This window comes from Enterobacter cloacae complex sp. S2 (assembly GCF_015159675.1).
GTDB lineage: Bacteria > Pseudomonadota > Gammaproteobacteria > Enterobacterales > Enterobacteriaceae > Enterobacter > Enterobacter intestinihominis.
In genome coordinates, this window is the sequence record NZ_JADDTS010000002.1 from 181990 (window position 1) to 199183 (window position 17194).

General features: G+C 56.9%; 16 protein-coding genes. 3 read left to right on the forward strand and 13 right to left on the reverse strand.

Annotated elements, in window-relative coordinates; translation table 11 throughout:
* Positions 1 to 22: 22 nt before the first annotated feature.
* Entirely contained in the window at positions 23 to 1201 is a 1179-nt protein-coding gene (locus IPZ49_RS01510; RefSeq protein ID WP_047733489.1) for an MFS transporter, read from the reverse strand.
* 68 nt (positions 1202 to 1269) lie between these two features.
* Entirely contained in the window at positions 1270 to 2487 is a 1218-nt protein-coding gene (gene fabB, locus IPZ49_RS01515; RefSeq protein ID WP_015572249.1) for a beta-ketoacyl-ACP synthase I, read from the reverse strand.
* A gap of 158 nt (positions 2488 to 2645) precedes the next feature.
* On the opposite strand from fabB, the gene mnmC reads away from it, so the two are divergent.
* Entirely contained in the window at positions 2646 to 4643 is a 1998-nt protein-coding gene (gene mnmC, locus IPZ49_RS01520) for a bifunctional tRNA (5-methylaminomethyl-2-thiouridine)(34)-methyltransferase MnmD/FAD-dependent 5-carboxymethylaminomethyl-2-thiouridine(34) oxidoreductase MnmC (protein ID WP_063932828.1), read from the forward strand.
* Between the two features lie 58 nt (positions 4644 to 4701).
* Here the strand turns inward: mnmC and IPZ49_RS01525 are convergent, their stop codons facing one another.
* Genes IPZ49_RS01525 through prmB form a run of 6 tightly spaced genes read right to left on the reverse strand, consistent with a single transcriptional unit; the run spans position 4702 to position 9253 of the window.
* Positions 4702 to 4980 (reverse strand): YfcL family protein, encoded by a 279-nt coding sequence (locus tag IPZ49_RS01525; RefSeq protein ID WP_017383451.1) that lies wholly within the window; start codon positions 4978 to 4980, stop codon positions 4702 to 4704.
* A gap of 13 nt (positions 4981 to 4993) precedes the next feature.
* Entirely contained in the window at positions 4994 to 5539 is a 546-nt protein-coding gene (locus IPZ49_RS01530) for an elongation factor P hydroxylase (protein ID WP_003861390.1), read from the reverse strand.
* Entirely contained in the window at positions 5539 to 6348 is an 810-nt protein-coding gene (locus tag IPZ49_RS01535) for a sulfite exporter TauE/SafE family protein (protein WP_003861386.1), read from the reverse strand. Before IPZ49_RS01535 ends, IPZ49_RS01530 begins: the two co-directional genes overlap by 1 nt.
* Entirely contained in the window at positions 6348 to 7172 is an 825-nt protein-coding gene (gene mepA / locus IPZ49_RS01540) for a penicillin-insensitive murein endopeptidase (RefSeq protein ID WP_003861385.1), read from the reverse strand. Before mepA ends, IPZ49_RS01535 begins: the two co-directional genes overlap by 1 nt.
* A 2-nt stretch (positions 7173 to 7174) precedes the next feature.
* Positions 7175 to 8260, reverse strand: coding sequence for a chorismate synthase (gene aroC, locus IPZ49_RS01545; protein ID WP_015572247.1), 1086 nt, complete (start codon positions 8258 to 8260; stop codon positions 7175 to 7177).
* A gap of 60 nt (positions 8261 to 8320) precedes the next feature.
* Complete coding sequence (prmB, locus tag IPZ49_RS01550; protein ID WP_063932829.1) at positions 8321 to 9253, reverse strand: 50S ribosomal protein L3 N(5)-glutamine methyltransferase; 933 nt, start codon at positions 9251 to 9253, stop codon at positions 8321 to 8323.
* Between the two features lie 145 nt (positions 9254 to 9398).
* On the opposite strand from prmB, the gene smrB reads away from it, so the two are divergent.
* Positions 9399 to 9950 (forward strand): endonuclease SmrB, encoded by a 552-nt coding sequence (gene smrB / locus IPZ49_RS01555; protein WP_017692984.1) that lies wholly within the window; start codon positions 9399 to 9401, stop codon positions 9948 to 9950.
* Positions 9951 to 9996: 46 nt separating this feature from the next.
* On the opposite strand, the gene sixA is transcribed toward smrB, so the two are convergent.
* The 4 genes from sixA to IPZ49_RS01575 form a co-directional block, all read right to left on the reverse strand.
* On the reverse strand, positions 9997 to 10482 hold the full coding sequence (sixA, locus tag IPZ49_RS01560) for a phosphohistidine phosphatase SixA (protein WP_003861375.1): 486 nt from the start codon (positions 10480 to 10482) through the stop codon (positions 9997 to 9999).
* A gap of 209 nt (positions 10483 to 10691) precedes the next feature.
* Positions 10692 to 12839, reverse strand: a complete 2148-nt coding sequence (fadJ, locus tag IPZ49_RS01565) for a fatty acid oxidation complex subunit alpha FadJ (RefSeq protein WP_058689112.1) — start codon at positions 12837 to 12839, stop codon at positions 10692 to 10694.
* Entirely contained in the window at positions 12839 to 14149 is a 1311-nt protein-coding gene (gene fadI / locus IPZ49_RS01570; protein WP_017692982.1) for an acetyl-CoA C-acyltransferase FadI, read from the reverse strand. The genes fadJ and fadI overlap by 1 nt, the downstream gene beginning before the upstream one ends.
* A gap of 228 nt (positions 14150 to 14377) precedes the next feature.
* A complete protein-coding gene (locus IPZ49_RS01575; RefSeq protein ID WP_058689113.1) occupies positions 14378 to 14662 on the reverse strand; it encodes a YfcZ/YiiS family protein in 285 nt (94 codons plus the stop codon).
* Between the two features lie 372 nt (positions 14663 to 15034).
* Here IPZ49_RS01575 and fadL point away from each other — a divergent pair, with 372 nt between their 5' ends.
* Positions 15035 to 16318 carry a long-chain fatty acid transporter FadL gene (fadL, locus tag IPZ49_RS01580; protein ID WP_017383456.1) on the forward strand — a complete coding sequence of 428 codons (1284 nt, stop codon included), beginning with the start codon at positions 15035 to 15037 and terminating at the stop codon, positions 16316 to 16318.
* 42 nt (positions 16319 to 16360) lie between these two features.
* Here fadL and mlaA read toward each other — a convergent pair whose 3' ends face one another.
* Positions 16361 to 17113 (reverse strand): phospholipid-binding lipoprotein MlaA, encoded by a 753-nt coding sequence (gene mlaA, locus IPZ49_RS01585; RefSeq protein WP_003861365.1) that lies wholly within the window; start codon positions 17111 to 17113, stop codon positions 16361 to 16363.
* Between the last annotated feature and the right edge of the window lie 81 nt (positions 17114 to 17194).

Consider the following 17194-nt stretch of genomic DNA (forward strand, 5'->3'; position numbering starts at 1 on the left):
GTAGCCGCCACCCGGCAACATACTACCGCTTGCGAAACGCCACCAGCGTCACCACAATTCCCACCACCGCTGACACCGCACCGGCCAGGAAGACGGAAGGATAGCCAAACGACGTTGCAAGCAGCCCCGCCAGCGGCCCGGTGACCCCGTATGAGATATCCTGAAACGCCGCATAGCCGCCCAGCGCCGTGCCGCGCACCTGCGGAGCCACGCGCTTCACCACTTCAACGCCCAGCGCCGGGAAGATCAGCGAGCAGCCGCAGCCGGTTAACGCCGCACCCAGCAGCGCAACGGATGCAGAGGGCGCCTGCCAGAGCAGTACCAGACCCACGGTCTCAATGACAAGTGACGCCACGGCCACCTTCACGCCGCCAAAGCGATCCGGCATCCAGCCAAACAGCACGCGCATCAATACAAACGCGCCGCCAAAGGCCGTCAGCGTAAAGCCCGCCATCGCCCAGCCGCGGCTCATGAAATAGAGGGAAACAAAGGTACCAATAACCGCGAAGCCCACCCCCTGAAGCGCCAGCCCAAGCCCCGGCTGCCAGATTTGCCCTACCACGCTCCACAGCGAAGGACGCTCGCCTTTATGGGCGGGCACCTTACGCACCGAACCGTTAAACGCCCACGCCAGCAGCGGCAATACCATGGTGGTGCCTGCCAGCGCCGCAAAACCAAACTGGCTGTGGATCAGCAGCCCCAGCGGTGCGCCTGCCGCCAGCGCGCCGTAAATCGCCATCCCGTTCCAGGACATCACTTTTCCGGAACGCGCAGGCCCCACCAGCCCCATTCCCCAGGTAAGGGTGCCGGTCAGCAGCTGGCTTTCGCCAAAGCCGAGGATCAGACGCCCTGCCACCAGCAGCGCGAATTTATACGCTGCATCTATTGGCAACAGCGCCGCCAGCAGCCAGGCTCCCCCCGCCAGCCCGCAGGCAAACATGCCCTGCAACGCCGAGCGTTTTGCGCCGTGCTGATCCGCCAGGCGACCGGCGTAGCCCCGGGTTAATACCGTCGCTAAAAACTGAATGCCCACCGCAATGCCGACCATGGTGTTGCCATAGCCCAGCTCCTGGTGAACGAACAAGGGGATCACCGGCAGCGGCAGGCCAACGGTCATATAGGTCAGAAACACCGCAAAGGCGATGCGGAAAAGGGGAAGATTCCCGGAAGGAGCGCTCTTCCCAGGGGTAACAGCCTTCATGCATAACTCCGTGTTCAGGCATAAAAAAAGGGAGCCGCTCGGCTCCCTTCTACTATACCTTCAAACGCTTACGCTTTCAGCTTACGCATCACCAGCGTGGCGTTGGTGCCGCCGAAACCGAAGCTGTTGGACATAACGGTCGTCAGCGCACGTTCGGTGGTTTCGGTCACGATGTTCAGGCCAGCCGCCTGCTCGTCCATCTCTTCGATGTTGATGCTTGGCGCGATAAAGCCGTTTTCCAGCATCAGCAGAGAGTAGATCGCTTCCTGCACGCCCGCCGCTCCCAGAGAGTGACCGGTCATGGCTTTGGTTGCAGAGATAGCCGGGCTATTGTCGCCGAACACTTCACGGATCGCACCCAGCTCTTTCACGTCGCCTACCGGCGTTGAGGTGCCGTGGGAGTTCAGGTAGTCGATTGGAGTATCAACACCGTGCATCGCCATCTTCATGCAGCGCACCGCGCCTTCACCGGATGGAGCAACCATGTCAGCGCCGTCAGACGTTGCGCCGTAGCCCACGATCTCAGCATAGATGTGCGCGCCACGCGCCAGCGCGTGTTCCAGCTCTTCAACCACAACCATACCGCCGCCGCCAGCGATAACAAAACCGTCGCGGTGTGCGTCATAAGTACGGGACGCTTTGTCTGGCGTTTCGTTGTATTTGGTGGACAGTGCGCCCATTGCGTCGAACTCACAGGCCATTTCCCAGCCCAGCTCTTCGCCGCCGCCAGCAAATACGATGTCCTGTTTGCCCAGCTGGATCTGCTCAACCGCATTACCGATACAGTGTGCGGAGGTCGCACATGCGGAGCTGATGGAGTAGTTCACACCGTGGATTTTGAACGGCGTTGCCAGGCACGCGGAAACCGCTGACCCCATGGCTTTGGTCACAACATATGGACCGACCGCTTTCAGGCCGCGCGGGCTGCGCATGGCGTCAGCACCGAACACCTGAGCTTTAGAGGAACCGCCGGAGCCTGCAATCAGGCCCACGCGTGGGTTGTTCTGGTAAGCGTCTTCGCTCAGACCAGAATCCTTGATCGCTTCCTGCATGGAAAGATAGGCGTAGATAGAGGCATCGTTCATGAAACGAACCACTTTACGGTCAATTAAACCGGTGGTGTCCAGTTTAACGTTACCCCATACGTGGCTACGCATTCCAGAATCTTTAAACTCTTCAGAGAAAGTGATCCCGGAGCGTCCTTCACGCAGAGATGCCAGGACTTCCTGCTGGTTATTACCGATGCTGGAAACGATGCCCAGGCCAGTAATCACTGCACGTTTCATTCAATACCTCTGTAAGTCGCACTATAAAAAGTTTCGAGTCGCACAATAGCGTACACTTGTACGCCGAACAAGTCCGATCAGCCATTTTCTGTGGAAATTTGCACCGATGGGCTCACATCGCTAAGATCGTGCCACTGCCTGTCGGACGAGTAACTTACGTGAAACAAAACGCCATACAACCTGCCAACCTCGAATTCAACGCTGAGGGTACACCTGTTTCCCGAGATTTTGATGACGTCTACTTTTCTAATGATAACGGACTGGAAGAGACGCGCTATGTCTTCCTCGAAGGAAATCATCTCAGCACCCGCTTCCCTGAGCATCCGCGCAGCCTGTTTGTCGTAGCGGAGAGCGGTTTCGGCACCGGGCTGAATTTTCTGACCCTCTGGCAGGCGTTCGACCAGTTTCGCGCTGCACACCCCGAGGCTACCTTACAAAGATTACATTTCATCAGTTTCGAAAAATTTCCGCTTACCGCGCACGATCTGCGGCTTGCCCATCAGCGCTGGCCGGAGCTTACCCACTGGGCGGAACAGCTTCAGGCCCAGTGGCCTCCGGCTATCGGTGGCTGTCATCGTCTGATTCTGGACGACGGACGCGTCACGCTCGACCTGTGGCTTGGCGACATTAACGACCTGACCGATAAGCTCGATGACTCAATGAATCAGAAGGTGGACGCCTGGTTCCTGGACGGTTTTGCGCCCGCCAAAAACCCGGACATGTGGAGCCCGCACCTGTTCAGTGCCATGGCACGTCTGGCGCGCCCGGGCGCGACGCTTGCTACCTTCACCTCGGCGGGATTTGTTCGCCGTGGGTTGCAGGAGGCGGGGTTTACCATGCGGAAAACCAAAGGTTTTGGCCGCAAACGCGACATGCTGGTCGGGGTGATGGAACAGGATCTGGCGATCCCGGCGCAGGCCCCCTGGTTTGCCCGTCGCGCCAGCACCTCGCGTGAGGTCGCCATTTTGGGCGGGGGTATCGCCAGCGCCCTGCTCTCGCTGGCGCTGCTGCACCGTGGCTGGCAGGTGACGCTCTACTGCGCTGACGAGGCGCCGGCGACGGGCGCATCAGGCAACCGTCAGGGCGCGCTTTATCCCTTATTAAGTTCACACGATCCGGCACTGTTCCAGTTCTTCCCGGCGGCGTTTACGTTTGCTCGCCGCCTTTACGATAGCCTGCCGGTTGCGTTCGACCACAACTGGTGCGGCGTGACGCAGCTCGGCTGGGACGAGAAGAGCCAGCAGAAAATCACACAAATGCTGTCGCTGGGTCTGCCGGAGGCCATCGCCCATGCAGTGACGGCACAGCAGGTTGCAGAGACCACTGGCGTCGACACCGGCTGCGGGGGTATTCAGTATCCACTCGGCGGCTGGCTGTGTCCGGCTGAACTGACTTCTGCGGCGATAGCCCTCGGGCAGTCGCGTGGGTTGACAGTGCATTATGCCCATAAGGTTCAATCGCTAAGCCGCACTGCGCACTGGAAACTGCGTTTCGCTGACGGCAAAGAGGTCCAGCATGCCAGCGTTGTGCTGGCCAACGGACATCATATCAGCCAGTTTACCCAGACAGCATCATTGCCGGTTTATCCGGTCGGCGGCCAGGTGAGCCATATTCCTGCCGCCCCCCAACTGAGCAAACTGCGTCAGGTGCTGTGTTACGACGGCTACCTGACGCCGCAAAACCCGTCCAACGGCCATCACTGCATCGGTGCCAGCTACCATCGCGGTGAAACAGATATGCAGTACAGCGAAGCGGATCAGCAGCAAAACCGCCAGCGCCTGCTCGACTGTTTCCCGGATGCGTCGTGGGCAAAAGAGGTGAATGTCGGTGAGGGTCAGGCGCGCTGCGGCGTACGCTGCGCGACCCGCGATCACCTGCCGATGGCGGGAAACGTGCCGGACTATGACGCCACGCTTGAAGTCTATCAGGATCTTGCTGACAACAAAGAAACGGCGGTAAGTGCTCCCGTTCACCCCGAGCTGTTTATGCTGGGTGGCTTAGGCTCGCGGGGATTATGCTCCGCGCCGCTGCTGGCTGAAGCGTTAGCCGCGCAAATGAGCGACGAGCCGGTTCCGCTGGACAGGGTTACGCTCGCGGGGCTGAATCCAAACCGACTGTGGGTGCGGAAATTGCTGAAGGGGAAAATGGTCAAGTAGGGTGCGGTCTGGTGCCCTCACCCCGGCCCTCTCCCTGTGGGAGAGGGCGGTGATACACTTACTTCGCTTTCGCCTGCTGGAACAAATTGTCCCACATGCCCAGCACTAAAGACTGGTCGCGCGGAGAGAGTTCCCCGGCCAGAATGGCTTTTTCCAGGCTGCGAGTGACTTCCGCGTGAACGGCGTCGGCAGAGTGATCGTCCCCGGCTTCCAGCGCGGCTACCGCCAGCGTCAGGTGACCACGCAGATAACCGCTGGCGAACAGCTCATCATCACTGGCGTGTTCCACCATGTCATCAATTAACGCCAGAATGCGTGATTCAAATTCTGCGATCATCTTCTTTCCTCTGTTAAAGATCTTCCGGCCAAGGGAAGCATTCCGCCGTGATCTCCGGCGTGTGGTAATAATTCTGTAAAGCCTCGATCAAGCGTGCCGGACGTGCCGGGATGCCTTTCTCAAGATATTCCATCACCTGCGCATGAACGCGGCGCTGGAAGACGATACGGTCTGGCTCGAAGTCGCCTTCGAGATTGTCACAGCTTACGTTGAACGGGAAACCCGCCGCTACGCAGAACAGCCATTCGAGCGCCTGAGGTTTCACCTCCACATCTTCGAACTGCCCCTGGGTGGCGGCGTCGCGCCCGTCCGGGCAGTACCAGTAACCAAAGTCCACCAGCTCGCGACGCGCTTTCCCGGCGATACACCAGTGCGAAATTTCGTGCAAACCGCTGGCGTAAAAGCCGTGGGCAAAGATGATGCGGTTATACGGAACCTCGTCATCAGCTGGAAGATAGATCGGTTCGTCGTCGCCTTTAATCAGACGGGTATTAAAATCATCAGCGAAACAGCTATCGAAGATCTCAATCAGCTGTTCGTAGTTATGCGTACTGTTCATTAGTTCATCCCCAACCAGGTGAGGATCTCCTGTCCATGGCTGTCATAAAGAAGTTTGGCGCTCATCACCGCCGAGACGACAACAATCATCGGGCGGATCAGCTTTTGTCCTTTGCTTAATACCAGACGCGAGCCTGCGCGCGCGCCCAAAAACTGCCCTGCCATCATCACAAACCCGGTTGCCCATATAACCTTGCCGCCAATGATAAACAGCAGCAGACCGCCAACGTTGGAGGTCGCGTTGAGGACTTTGGCGTGGGCGGTGGATTTGGCGAGGTTGAATCCGGCCAGCGTCACGAATGCCAGCGCATAAAACGAACCTGCCCCCGGGCCAAAGAAGCCATCGTAAAAACCGACGCAGCCACCGGCAATCAGCGCAAACGGCAGGCCGTGAAGACGACGCTGTCGATCTTCTTCCCCGAGCTTTGGCATCAGCAGGAAATAGAGGCCGATACAGATAACCAGCAGCGGCAGGATCTGGCGCAGAATGTCGGACTGAACGTGCTGGACCAGCAGCGCACCCGCCGTTGAGCCAATAAACGTCATCAGGATATTGAGCTTCTGATCGGCGAGATTCACCACTTTGCGCCGGATGAAATAGAGCGACGAGGAGAGCGAACCGCCGCATGCCTGGAGTTTGTTGGTGGCAAGCGCCTGGGCAGGGCTCATGCCTGCCGCCAGCAGCGCCGGAACGGTGAGCAACCCGCCGCCACCCGCCAGGGCATCGATAAATCCGGCTAACATCGCAACAAAAAAGAGCACCGCCAGCAGCAGCGGTGACACCATGAATAGATCGACGAAATTATCCATTAAAGTACATGCTCATCCAGTAGCGCCTGGCAGGAAGGCGGCAACGGAGGCGGTGTCTTCTTCTCAGGCTTAGAGGTTCCAGGCTTGGCTGGTTCAAACCAGCTTTGCAGTTCGTAACCACAACCATCGCCAGGCGGTGGCAGCGGCTGATCTTCACATTCCAGGCTGTTCGCCGGACAGCGCAGGCGAACATGCATATGCGCCCGGTGCTGGAACCAAGGGCGCACTTTACGCAACCAGTCGCGATCCGTTCCCGCATCCAGGCAAAGCTGCTGCTTGATGGCCGGATTAACAAAGATCCGCGTGACGTCGTTATCCTCTGCCGCCAGCTTAATCATGCTGGAAATTTCCGGCGACCAGCGCGAGGCGACGACCCGTTTACCGTCGGCCGAGACCAGATCCAGCGCCTGCGGTTTCAGCAGCTGCGCTGAGCTCCAGCGCGTTTTCGGCAATTGCAGGAAGATATCCACATCCAGTCCGGTCTGGTGGCTGGCGTGACCGCCGTTGAAGCGACCACCGGCAGGCATCCCCATATCGCCAATCAGCATCGTCCCCAGCCCCAGGTTATGCACCTGGTTGCCAAGACGCTGAATAAACAGCACCAGGTCAGGATGGCCGAAATAACGGCGCTGGTCGGTGCGCATCACCTGATAGGTATCCGATTGCAGCGGAAGTTCCTGCGCGCCGACGATACACCCGTTGGAGAAAGCGCCAATGGACTGCGCGCTCCCCGCTACCGGGTGGGTGATTTTCTGCCACGGCGTAGCGGCCAGGCTTGCTCCACTGGCCAGCAGCGCCAGCAGAGCGATTGCGGTTTTTTTCATAGTTACCAGCGTGGAATGGTGGTCGTCACATCCGCATTCTGCGCGCGCTGGCGCAGGAAGTGATCCATCAGCACGATCGCCAGCATCGCTTCTGCGATCGGCACCGCGCGGATCCCCACGCACGGATCGTGACGCCCTTTGGTGATCATCTCAACTTCATCGCCAGCGCGGTTAATCGTGTGGCCCGGGACGGTAATGCTGGACGTTGGCTTCAGCGCAATATTGGCAATAATTTGCTGCCCGCTGCTGATGCCACCCAGAATGCCGCCCGCATGGTTGCTCTGGAAACCCGCCTTCGTGATTTCGTCGCGGTTCTGGCTGCCGCGAAGCTTGACCACGTCAAAACCGTCGCCGATTTCAACGCCTTTCACCGCGTTGATGCTCATCAGCGCGTGGGCGATATCGGCGTCAAGGCGGTCAAATACCGGCTCGCCCCAGCCAGCCGGCACGCCGTCGGCCACCACGGTGACTTTCGCACCAATGGAGTCGCCCTCTTTTTTCAGGCCACGCATCAGCTCATCCAGCGCGTCCAGCTTGTCGGCATCGGCGCAGAAGAACGGGTTGAGCTCTACTTGATCCCAGTCTTTGATTGCCAGCGGAATGTCGCCCATCTGGGACAGACAGCCGCGGATAACGATGCCGAATTTCTGCTGGAGATATTTTTTGGCAATTGCCCCTGCCGCCACGCGCATCGCGGTTTCACGCGCGGAAGAACGTCCGCCGCCGCGATAGTCGCGAAAGCCATATTTTTGTTCGTAGGTATAGTCGGCGTGACCAGGACGGAAAACGTCCTTAATCGCGCCGTAGTCCTGAGAACGCTGATCGGTGTTTTCAATCAGCAGGCCAATGCTGGTTCCTGTGGTACGGCCTTCAAATACGCCGGAGAGAATTTTGACCTGGTCCGGCTCGCGACGCTGCGTGGTGTAGCGAGAGGTACCCGGACGACGACGGTCAAGGTCATGCTGTAAATCGGCTTCGGTCAGTTCGATGCCTGGCGGGACGCCATCAACGATACAACCCAGTGCCAGACCGTGCGACTCGCCAAAGGTGGTCACACGGAATACCTGTCCAATACTGTTTCCTGCCATCACGGCTCCGATGTTGTTGTTTGTGTTTGAGCGTTGTGAAACGGGCCGAAGCCCGCTGGATTAATCTTTGTAAATGCTGAAGTATTCGCGTGCATCAAGCAGTTGCGCCTTGGTCAGCATAAAGACGCCGTCACCGCCGTTGTCGAACTCAAGCCAGGTGAACGGCACATCCGGGTACTGCTCTATCAGATGTACCATGCTGTTGCCTACTTCACAAATCAGAACGCCGTCGTCGGTCAGATAATCCGGCGCGCAGGCCAGGATGCGGCGGGTCAGCTTCAGCCCGTCAGAGCCTGACGCCAGGCCCAGCTCCGGCTCGTGACGATACTCGTTCGGCAGGTCGGACATATCTTCTGCATCCACGTACGGCGGATTGGTGACGATCAGGTCGTATTGCAGCGTCGGCAGGTCGCGGAACAGGTCAGAGCGGATAGGCGTGACGTGATGAATCAGCCCGTGCTCTTCAATGTTGTATTCGGTGACGGCCAGCGCGTCGGTGGAGATATCGACGGCGTCCACTTCCGCTTCCGGGAAGGCGTACGCGCAGGCAATGGCGATGCAGCCGCTGCCGGTGCACATATCAAGAATGTGCTGCGGCTGATGGTTAATCAGGCCGTCAAAATGGTTGTTGATCAGCTCGCCAATCGGCGAACGCGGCACCAGCACGCGCTCATCAACATAGAATTCGTGGCCGCAGAACCAGGCTTTGTTGGTCAGGTAAGCCACCGGAATGCGCTCGTTTACGCGACGGATCACGCGCTCAACGATGCGGTGTTTTTCACTGGAGGTCAGGCGCGCGGTGCGCATGTCTTCCGGAATATCCAGCGGCAGGTAGAGAGACGGCAGCACCAGCTGCACGGCCTCATCCCACGGGTTGTCGGTACCGTGTCCGTACCAGATATTGGCGGCGCTGAAGCGGCTAACCGACCAGCGCAACATGTCCTGTATGGTATGCAGCTCGTTTACTGCTTCATCGACAAAAATTTTATCCACTCTTTCCTCCAGGGCATGCTCGCATAATTTTCGGCGGCTAGTTTGCCATGAAGACGGCGATAAATCAGCAATGACGCGTACCGCTTGAGGTTAAAAAATGCGTTTAGTCGGGTACACTATCGGAAATACGAGATGAGAATGACGAATGAAAAAGAAAACATCGCTCAGCGAGGAGGATCAGGCTCTCTTCCGCCAGCTGATGACCGGGACGCGTCAAATCACGCACGACACCATTGTCCATCGCCCGCAGCGTAAAAAAGTCAGCGAGGTACCGGTCAAACGGTTGCTCCAGGAGCAGGCCGATAACAGCCACTATTTTTCAGATGAGTTTCAGCCGCTGCTAAATACGCAGGGTGCGGTGAAATACGTGCGCGAAGACGTCAGCCATTTTGAACTGAAAAAATTACGCCGGGGAGATTACTCGCCGGAGCTGTTCCTCGATCTGCATGGGTTGACCCAGATGCAGGCGAAACAGGAGCTGGGGGCGTTGATCGCGGCATGTCGTCGCGAGCATGTTTTTTGCGCCTGCGTGATGCACGGCCACGGCAAACATATTCTTAAGCAACAGACACCGCTGTGGCTGGCTCAGCATCCATACGTGATGGCTTTTCATCAGGCGCCAAAAGAGTACGGCGGAGATGCCGCATTGCTGGTATTGATTGAGGTCGAGGAGTGGCAGCCGCCAGAATTGCCCTGACAGGATGGCGGGAGGCACGCTGCACCCCGCCATATCGCACGTCACGTCAGATGGCTTTTGCCATCTTCAGGTTGCACGGACTCATTTGCCAGTTAAAGACCCCTTTGCCGGTTTCGTCGAGGGTGACGTTGGCAATGGCGGACGTTGTGAACATCGGTGGCGTTTCGCCCGGGCACAGCTCAGATACCAGATAGCCGACCAGCGGCAGGTGGGAAATGACCAGTGCGGAAGCGACACCTTCATTGCACAGCGCCTGAAGGTAAGCACTGACAAGGCCAACATCGCCACACGGCGTGAGTTCAGGGAGAACATCCACACTGGATGGCAGGTTCATACACTCTCCTACCACATCCAGCGTCTGTTCTGCCCGCAGGAACGGACTCACCAGAACGCGTTCAATGTCCACTTTTTGACCTTTAAGCCATGTCGCCATCTGACGGGATTCGTCGCAGCCACAGACGGTTAAAGGACGTACTGAGTCACTGGCGGCATCGAGTGCCGCGTCGCCGTGACGCATGATAAAAACTTGCATATTGCACCGCTTTTGTTAACCAGAATCACCGGCGTTAACTACCCGCGATTAATGCTCTGAGGTAGAAAACCCGATGGCCGGGCATTGTGCCTGATCCATTCGGTGAATGAAACGCTGTTTTTTACCTCAATGGCGTAAGTATAGTCAATCTCTGTTTACAATTTCGCCAGAACAGGTTCCATCACCTCAGGATTTACCCTTCTTTGACTTCAGTTTACGCAATCAGTTTCCCTTGCGGGCCAGAATGTCTGACCCCGTTCCGCCATCTGCAATAATTCGTCACAAGGTGTAAACCGTGGACCATATTGCGAGGCCAGACGTTGCAGGATCGCAACCACTTCACCCGCCCCGAGGGTATCCATATACCGGAACGGACCGCCAAGGAATGGCGGAAAACCGATACCAAACACGGCGCCGATATCGCCGTCGCGCGCGCTTTTGATCACCTGCTCACCAAAGCAGCGCGCCGCTTCATTGAGCATCATCATCACGCAGCGCTCAGCACACTGAACCGCCGACAGTTTTCCCTGACCCGTGACAGGAATAAGCGCATAAACCGAAGGGTCGACCTGTTTCTTGCTTTTACGCCCTTTCACGGCGTAAAGATAGAAACCGCGTTCATTTTTTCTGCCTTTGCGATCGTCCTTCAAAATTGCGGAAACAAAGTTTGCAGGCGGCGCAAAACGATCGCCATAAGCCGCTTCCAGCACAGGGATAATTTTAGTCCCTGTATCAATTCCTACTTCATCCAAAAGTTGGATTGGGCCGACGGGGAAACCAAACTTCACCAGAGCGTCATCGACGTGCTCAATTTTCTCCCCTTCCGTCAGCAACCGCATCGCTTCGTTAATGTAAGGCGCCAGAATGCGGTTGACGTAGAAGCCGGCTTTGTCCGCGACCACAATCGGGGTTTTGCCCTGTTTTTTCGCCAGCTTCACCACGGTGGCAATAGTTTGCGGGCTGGTTGTGGCATGTGGAATAACCTCCACCAGCGGCATTTTTTCGACAGGGCTGAAATAGTGCAGCCCTATCACCTGCTCCGGGCGCACGGCTTTCGCCGCGATGTCGCCGATCGGCAAAGACGAGGTGTTTGACGCGAAAATGGTGTGCGGCGCGCAATGCTGTTCAACGTCCGCCACCATCTGCTGCTTAAGGGCGAGATCTTCGAACACGGCTTCAATCACCAGATCGCGGTGTGCAAACCCACTGTAGTCGGTGGCGCCAGTGATCATCGCGAGGGTTTTATCACGCTCACTGGCCTTGATATGGCGGCGTTTCACTTTGCGATCAAGGTTCTGCCAGCTGTACTGCAACGCGTGGTTGATACCCTTAGGGTTGATATCTTTGATACGTACGGGCAATTTGCCTTTGCTGGCGGTGACAAATGCGATGCCGCCGCCCATCAGCCCACCACCCAGAACGCCAACGGCGCGCAGCGGAGCCGGTTCAGCTTCACTGCCCGGATCTTTTTTAACCTCCGTGCTGGCAAAGAAAATGCCGCGCAGCGCCTGCGACTGCAGCGTCATCGCCAGCTCGCCAAAGGCTTTCGCTTCCGCAGCATAACCGCTGCTGCTGCCCTGCGATAAACCGGTTTCAATCACCTTCAGAATGCGCGTCGCTGCCGGATAGTTCCCTTTGGTTTTTTGCTCGGTTTTTTTACCCACCATATTGAACAGCAGCGTGCGCCCCAGCGGCCCGGCGAGGATACGCTCGCGCACCGGCAGAGGGCGTTTCGCCTGACGACCTTTCAGCGCCCGCTCAACGGCGGCTTCAAGCAAGATGGCGTGCGGAACGACCTCATCAACCAGACCCGCCTTTAACGCCTGGCGGGCGCGCAGCTGTTTACCGGTTAAAATCATCTCAAGCGCCGTACTGACGCCTACCAGACGCGGCAGGCGCTGCGTGCCACCTGAACCGGGCAGCAATCCAAGCTGTACCTCCGGCAGTCCGAGTACGGTTTTCGCATCGTCGGTACAAATGCGGCTGTGACAGGCCAGCGCCAGCTCAAGCCCACCGCCCAGGCAGGCCCCGTGGATCGCAGCGACAACGGGTATCGACAGCGCATGGATCTCCGCCATTACCTGCTGCCCCTGACGCGCCAGGTCTTCTGCTTCCTGAGCGCTTTTCGCCCGGGCAATCATGTTGATATCGGCCCCGGCAATAAAGTTATCCGGCTTTGCCGAGATAAATACCAGGCCACGTATCGCTTTGTTTTCGCGGATCTGTCTGAGCATCGCACGCACCTGAACGCCGAACTCGGCCTTCAGGGTGTTCATCTTTTCGTCGGGTACATCAATGGTGATAACAGCCACGTTATCAAGGCGAACAGCCAGATTAAATGCAGATGTCGTTTCCATTATTCAGCCTCCAGAACCATTGCTGCACCCAGGCCGCCCGCCGCACAGGCGGTAACGAGACCAAAACCGCCGCCGCGGCGACGCAGCTCGTGCAAAGTCTGAGTTATCATTCTCGCGCCGGTCGCCGCAAATGGATGGCCGTAGGCGATGGATCCGCCAAGCACGTTAAACTTACTCTGATCCACTTCGCCGGTCGCGTGGGCGCGGCCCAGTACATCGCGCGCGAAGCGCTCGCTTGCCAGCAGCTGAATGTTTGCCAGGGTTTGTGCGGCAAAGGCTTCGTGCATATCGATCAGGGTTAAGTCAGCCAGCGTCAACCCCGCACGCTCCAGCGCCAGCGGCGTGGACCAGGCCGGACCGAGCAGCATGTCCTGCCAGACATCAATGGCGGTAAAGGCGTAGCTACGCAAATAGCCCAGCGGTGTTATGCCAAGCTCTTTCGCCCGGGATTCCGTCATCAGGATCACGGCGGCGGCACCGTCCGTCAGTGGCGTACTGTTGGCCGCCGTAACGGTGCCATGTTTACGATCAAACGCCGGGCGCAGTTTTGCATAATCCTCCAGCGTCGAGGTGCCACGGATATTGTTATCTTCCACCAGCGGTTCGCGGAAAGGCGGGATGTAAGCCGTCATCACCTCGTCGGCAAGTTTGCCTTCCGACCAGGCCTTCGCAGCGAGCTGATGCGAGCGATGCGCCAGTGCATCCTGCTGTTCGCGGGTAATACCGTAGGTTTTTGCCATCTGCTCGGCAGTGTCGCCCATACGCAGGCCGGTGGAGTATTCAGCAACGGCAGGTGGCACGGGCATGAGGTCGCGCAGACGTAAACGCGAGAAGAGTTTGAGCTTCGCACCGGTGGTCCGGGCTTTGTTGGCATCCACGAGGATGCGGGCCAGCTGTTTGCTAACACCGATGGGCAGCACGGATGAGGAATCCGCGCCGCCGGCGATCCCCGCGCGAATGGTCCCCGCCATCAGGCTTTCCGCCACGTTCGCCACCGCCTGGAAACTGGTGGCGCAGGCGCGGCTGACGCTGTATGCGTCGGTGTGAACATTCATGCCGGTGCCCAGCACGATTTCACGTGCGATATTGGGCGCTTCCGGCATTTGCACCACCTGGCCGAAAACCAGTTGCTCAATAACCTCTGGCGGGATCTCGCTGCGAGCCAGCATCTCCCCCACCACCATTTTTCCCAGATCGACAGCCGGTATACCGTGAAACGCGGTTGCCTGACGCGCAAACGGCGTACGTAACCCGCTGACAATGGCAATGCGGTCACCGTGTCGGGTGATAAGCGGTAATGCCTGACTCATAACACTCCCCTGTAAAAAAATTTTGCGCACACATTAAGTGGTCTGACCTGATAATAGTCTTAACTATTTTTTTACATTGAGCCAATCGGGGAAGCGAAAAATTGCGAGCTAAGGCACAGAGAAGAAAAAGAAAATGCCCCTGCATGGCAGAGGCATTTGTGAGATTTGTTGCCGGGTTGCGGCGTTGCCTTACCCGGCCTACACGATCGTAGGCCCGTGCAAAAAGTATTAACGCAGGCCCAGCTGGAAGATCAGCGTTTCTGCTTCGCAGGCGAACACAAAGTCGATATCCAGCCGCACGCCGCCTTCCACTTCCGTGAAGGTGGATTTGATTTCACACGGATCGGATTCGACTTCACGCGCGCGCTGGCTCAGCGTGGCCAGCGTCTCTTCCGCTTCAGCGCGGTTAGGGAATACGCGGCTGTAAGAGGCGGTGCAATCGGTGTTGTCCATAATGGTGCCAACATCCATACAGCAGCAAACCGGGGTTTCATCAGCACTGCATTTACTCATAGCTCAATTTCCTCTGTATTCGCGCAGGGCGCGAGATAAACACGATGCGTCTATTTTACGCCCCCGAACGAGCCCCCTCCAGCCGTTAATGGCGCAAAATCGGATAAGTGAGCAATATCACACTAAAAAATGATCTAAAACAAAATTCCCCTTTTCAGAGGAATCGCACTGGTCACAATTTTGCCAACCAGATCTCGTTTCAAGAAACATATCTGAAAATATTAATAAACAAACTTGCAACATCCCAGCTGGTCAGACCTATACTCTCGCCACTGGTCTGATTTGTAAGTCATACCTCAGACCCTACACTTCGCGCTCCTGTTACGGTATGTAACAATTATTGAATAAAAATAACTCAATGAGGTTATGGTCATGAGCCAGAAAACCCTGTTCAAACAAACTGCTTTAGCAGTTGCAGTGGCAATCGTCTCAACGTCCGCCTGGTCAGCGGGCTTCCAGTTAAACGAATTTTCTTCCTCTGGCCTTGGCCGTGCGTATTCCGGGGAAGGTGCGATTGCCGATGACGCAGGCAACGCGAGTCGTAACCCGGCACTGATCATGATGTTTGATCGCCCTACCTTCTCTGCCGGTGCGGTTTACATCGATCCTGATGTCAACATTTCTGGCAAATCTCAGTTCACCGGCGCAGATCTGAAGGCGGATAACATTGCGCCGACCGCGTGGGTGCCTAACCTGCACTTTGTTGCGCCAATCAATGAACAGTTTGGTTGGGGTGCCTCTGTCACCTCTAACTATGGCCTGGCAACGGAGTTCAATAACAACTATCCGGCCGGTGAATACGGCGGTAAAACCGACCTGACGACCCTGAACCTCAACCTGAGCGGCGCATATCGTCTGAACGATAACTGGAGCTTTGGTCTGGGCTTTGATGCTGTCTACGCCGATGCAAAAATCGAGCGTTACTCCGGGGAGCAAACTGCTGCACTGCCGAAAAACAGCAATAAAATTGCCAGCCTGAAAGGTGATGAATGGGGTTACGGCTGGAACGCCGGTATCCTGTATGAACTGGATAAAAACAACCGCTGGGGTCTGACCTATCGCTCAGAAGTGAAAATTGATTTCGATGGCGATTACAAAAGCGGCATCCTGAGCCCAGTCAACGGTATGGTCCCAGGCGCGGGCACCACCATTCCATGGGGTACCTCGAATCAAACCGTACCGGGTTCACTGTCGCTGCATCTGCCAGAAATGTGGGAAGTGTCAGGTTATAACCGCGTTGCGCCGCAGTGGGCAATTCACTACAGCCTCGCGTATACCAGCTGGAGCCAGTTCGAGGAGCTTAAAGCCACCGGCAGCAACGGCCAGACGCTGTTCTATAAAGACGAAAGCTTCCACGATGCTTACCGTATCGCGCTTGGTACGACCTATTATATGGATGATAACTGGACGTTCCGTACCGGCGTGGCATTTGATGACAGCCCGGTACCGGCCGATAAACGTTCTATCTCCATTCCGGATCAGGACCGTTTCTGGGTGAGTGCGGGGGCAACCTACGCGTTCAACGAGAATGCCTCTATCGACGCGGGCGTGTCGTACATGCATGGCCAGAAGGTGACCTTCCAGGAAGGCCCGTACGAGTTTTCCTCTGAAGGTAAAGCCTGGCTGTTTGGTACCAACTTCAACTACGCGTTCTAATCCCAACACGATTAAAAAAGGTGAGCATTGCTCACCTTTTTTTTATTCCGAATCGATATCTTTTAATTCGTTCTCGATGGCTTTCGCGTTCGGATTATCTTCCGGCTTCAGCTTACCGCCGTTGGCAATAAAGTCATGGTTCTGGAAGTAGGCCTCGCGGACCATGATGTACGGATCGGAAGACTGACGCAGCAGACCATCAGAATCCAGCAGTTGCGCACGCGTTTCAATTCCTTCCACGGTCCATTTACCAATCGACAGCGGCCAGGTGAGCCATGACAGTACAGGATACAGCGTATCCACCATGTCGCCGCCATCATCACGCACGGTAAAGCTGCCGTAGAATGGCAGGTGCACATACGGACCATAACCTACGCCATAGTGACCCAGCGTGCTGCCGAAACGGTGCGGCTGTTCACGCTGTAATTTCGGGTTCGCCATGCCCGCGACATCAATTAAGCCGCCCATACCCAGCAGGGAGTTCAGGAAGAAGCGGGTGAAATGCACCATCCCCTGATACGGGTCGCCCTGGAGGAAGTAGTTGACCATAACCGCTGGCTCTTCCAGGTTACTGGTAAAGTTGCTCAGCCCGTTACGCGCCGGCTGCGGAACATAGTCACGCCATGCCACGGCAACCGGACGAACCAGATATGGATCCAGCACATTATAGTTAAAGCTGTACATTGAACGGTTAAATCCTTCGAGAGGATCGGAGCGTCCCGTTTGCTCGCCAGAGCTGGCGCAGCCCACAAGCATTGTTACGCCCAGCGCAAGCGCCGACAGCCGAAGCTTCATAAATTTCTCCCTGTTCAATATGGCTATCGTTGAATGCCATCTGTGACGGAGCATGAGATGCTCCGCCTGAAACGTGCAAGT

Coding starts and splice junctions, on each gene's coding strand:
- mlaA (WP_003861365.1), bottom strand. CDS start 17,113: ATGAAGCTTCGGCTGTCGGCGCTTGCGCTGGGCGTAACAATGCTTGTG.
- IPZ49_RS01575 (WP_058689113.1), bottom strand. CDS start 14,662: ATGAGTAAATGCAGTGCTGATGAAACCCCGGTTTGCTGCTGTATGGAT.
- mepA (WP_003861385.1), bottom strand. CDS start 7,172: ATGAAAAAAACCGCAATCGCTCTGCTGGCGCTGCTGGCCAGTGGAGCA.
- aroC (WP_015572247.1), bottom strand. CDS start 8,260: ATGGCAGGAAACAGTATTGGACAGGTATTCCGTGTGACCACCTTTGGC.
- fadJ (WP_058689112.1), bottom strand. CDS start 12,839: ATGGAAACGACATCTGCATTTAATCTGGCTGTTCGCCTTGATAACGTG.
- IPZ49_RS01535 (WP_003861386.1), bottom strand. CDS start 6,348: ATGGATAATTTCGTCGATCTATTCATGGTGTCACCGCTGCTGCTGGCG.
- fabB (WP_015572249.1), bottom strand. CDS start 2,487: ATGAAACGTGCAGTGATTACTGGCCTGGGCATCGTTTCCAGCATCGGT.
- IPZ49_RS01525 (WP_017383451.1), bottom strand. CDS start 4,980: ATGATCGCAGAATTTGAATCACGCATTCTGGCGTTAATTGATGACATG.
- IPZ49_RS01510 (WP_047733489.1), bottom strand. CDS start 1,201: ATGAAGGCTGTTACCCCTGGGAAGAGCGCTCCTTCCGGGAATCTTCCC.
- IPZ49_RS01530 (WP_003861390.1), bottom strand. CDS start 5,539: ATGAACAGTACGCATAACTACGAACAGCTGATTGAGATCTTCGATAGC.
- smrB (WP_017692984.1), top strand. CDS start 9,399: ATGAAAAAGAAAACATCGCTCAGCGAGGAGGATCAGGCTCTCTTCCGC.
- sixA (WP_003861375.1), bottom strand. CDS start 10,482: ATGCAAGTTTTTATCATGCGTCACGGCGACGCGGCACTCGATGCCGCC.
- fadL (WP_017383456.1), top strand. CDS start 15,035: ATGAGCCAGAAAACCCTGTTCAAACAAACTGCTTTAGCAGTTGCAGTG.
- fadI (WP_017692982.1), bottom strand. CDS start 14,149: ATGAGTCAGGCATTACCGCTTATCACCCGACACGGTGACCGCATTGCC.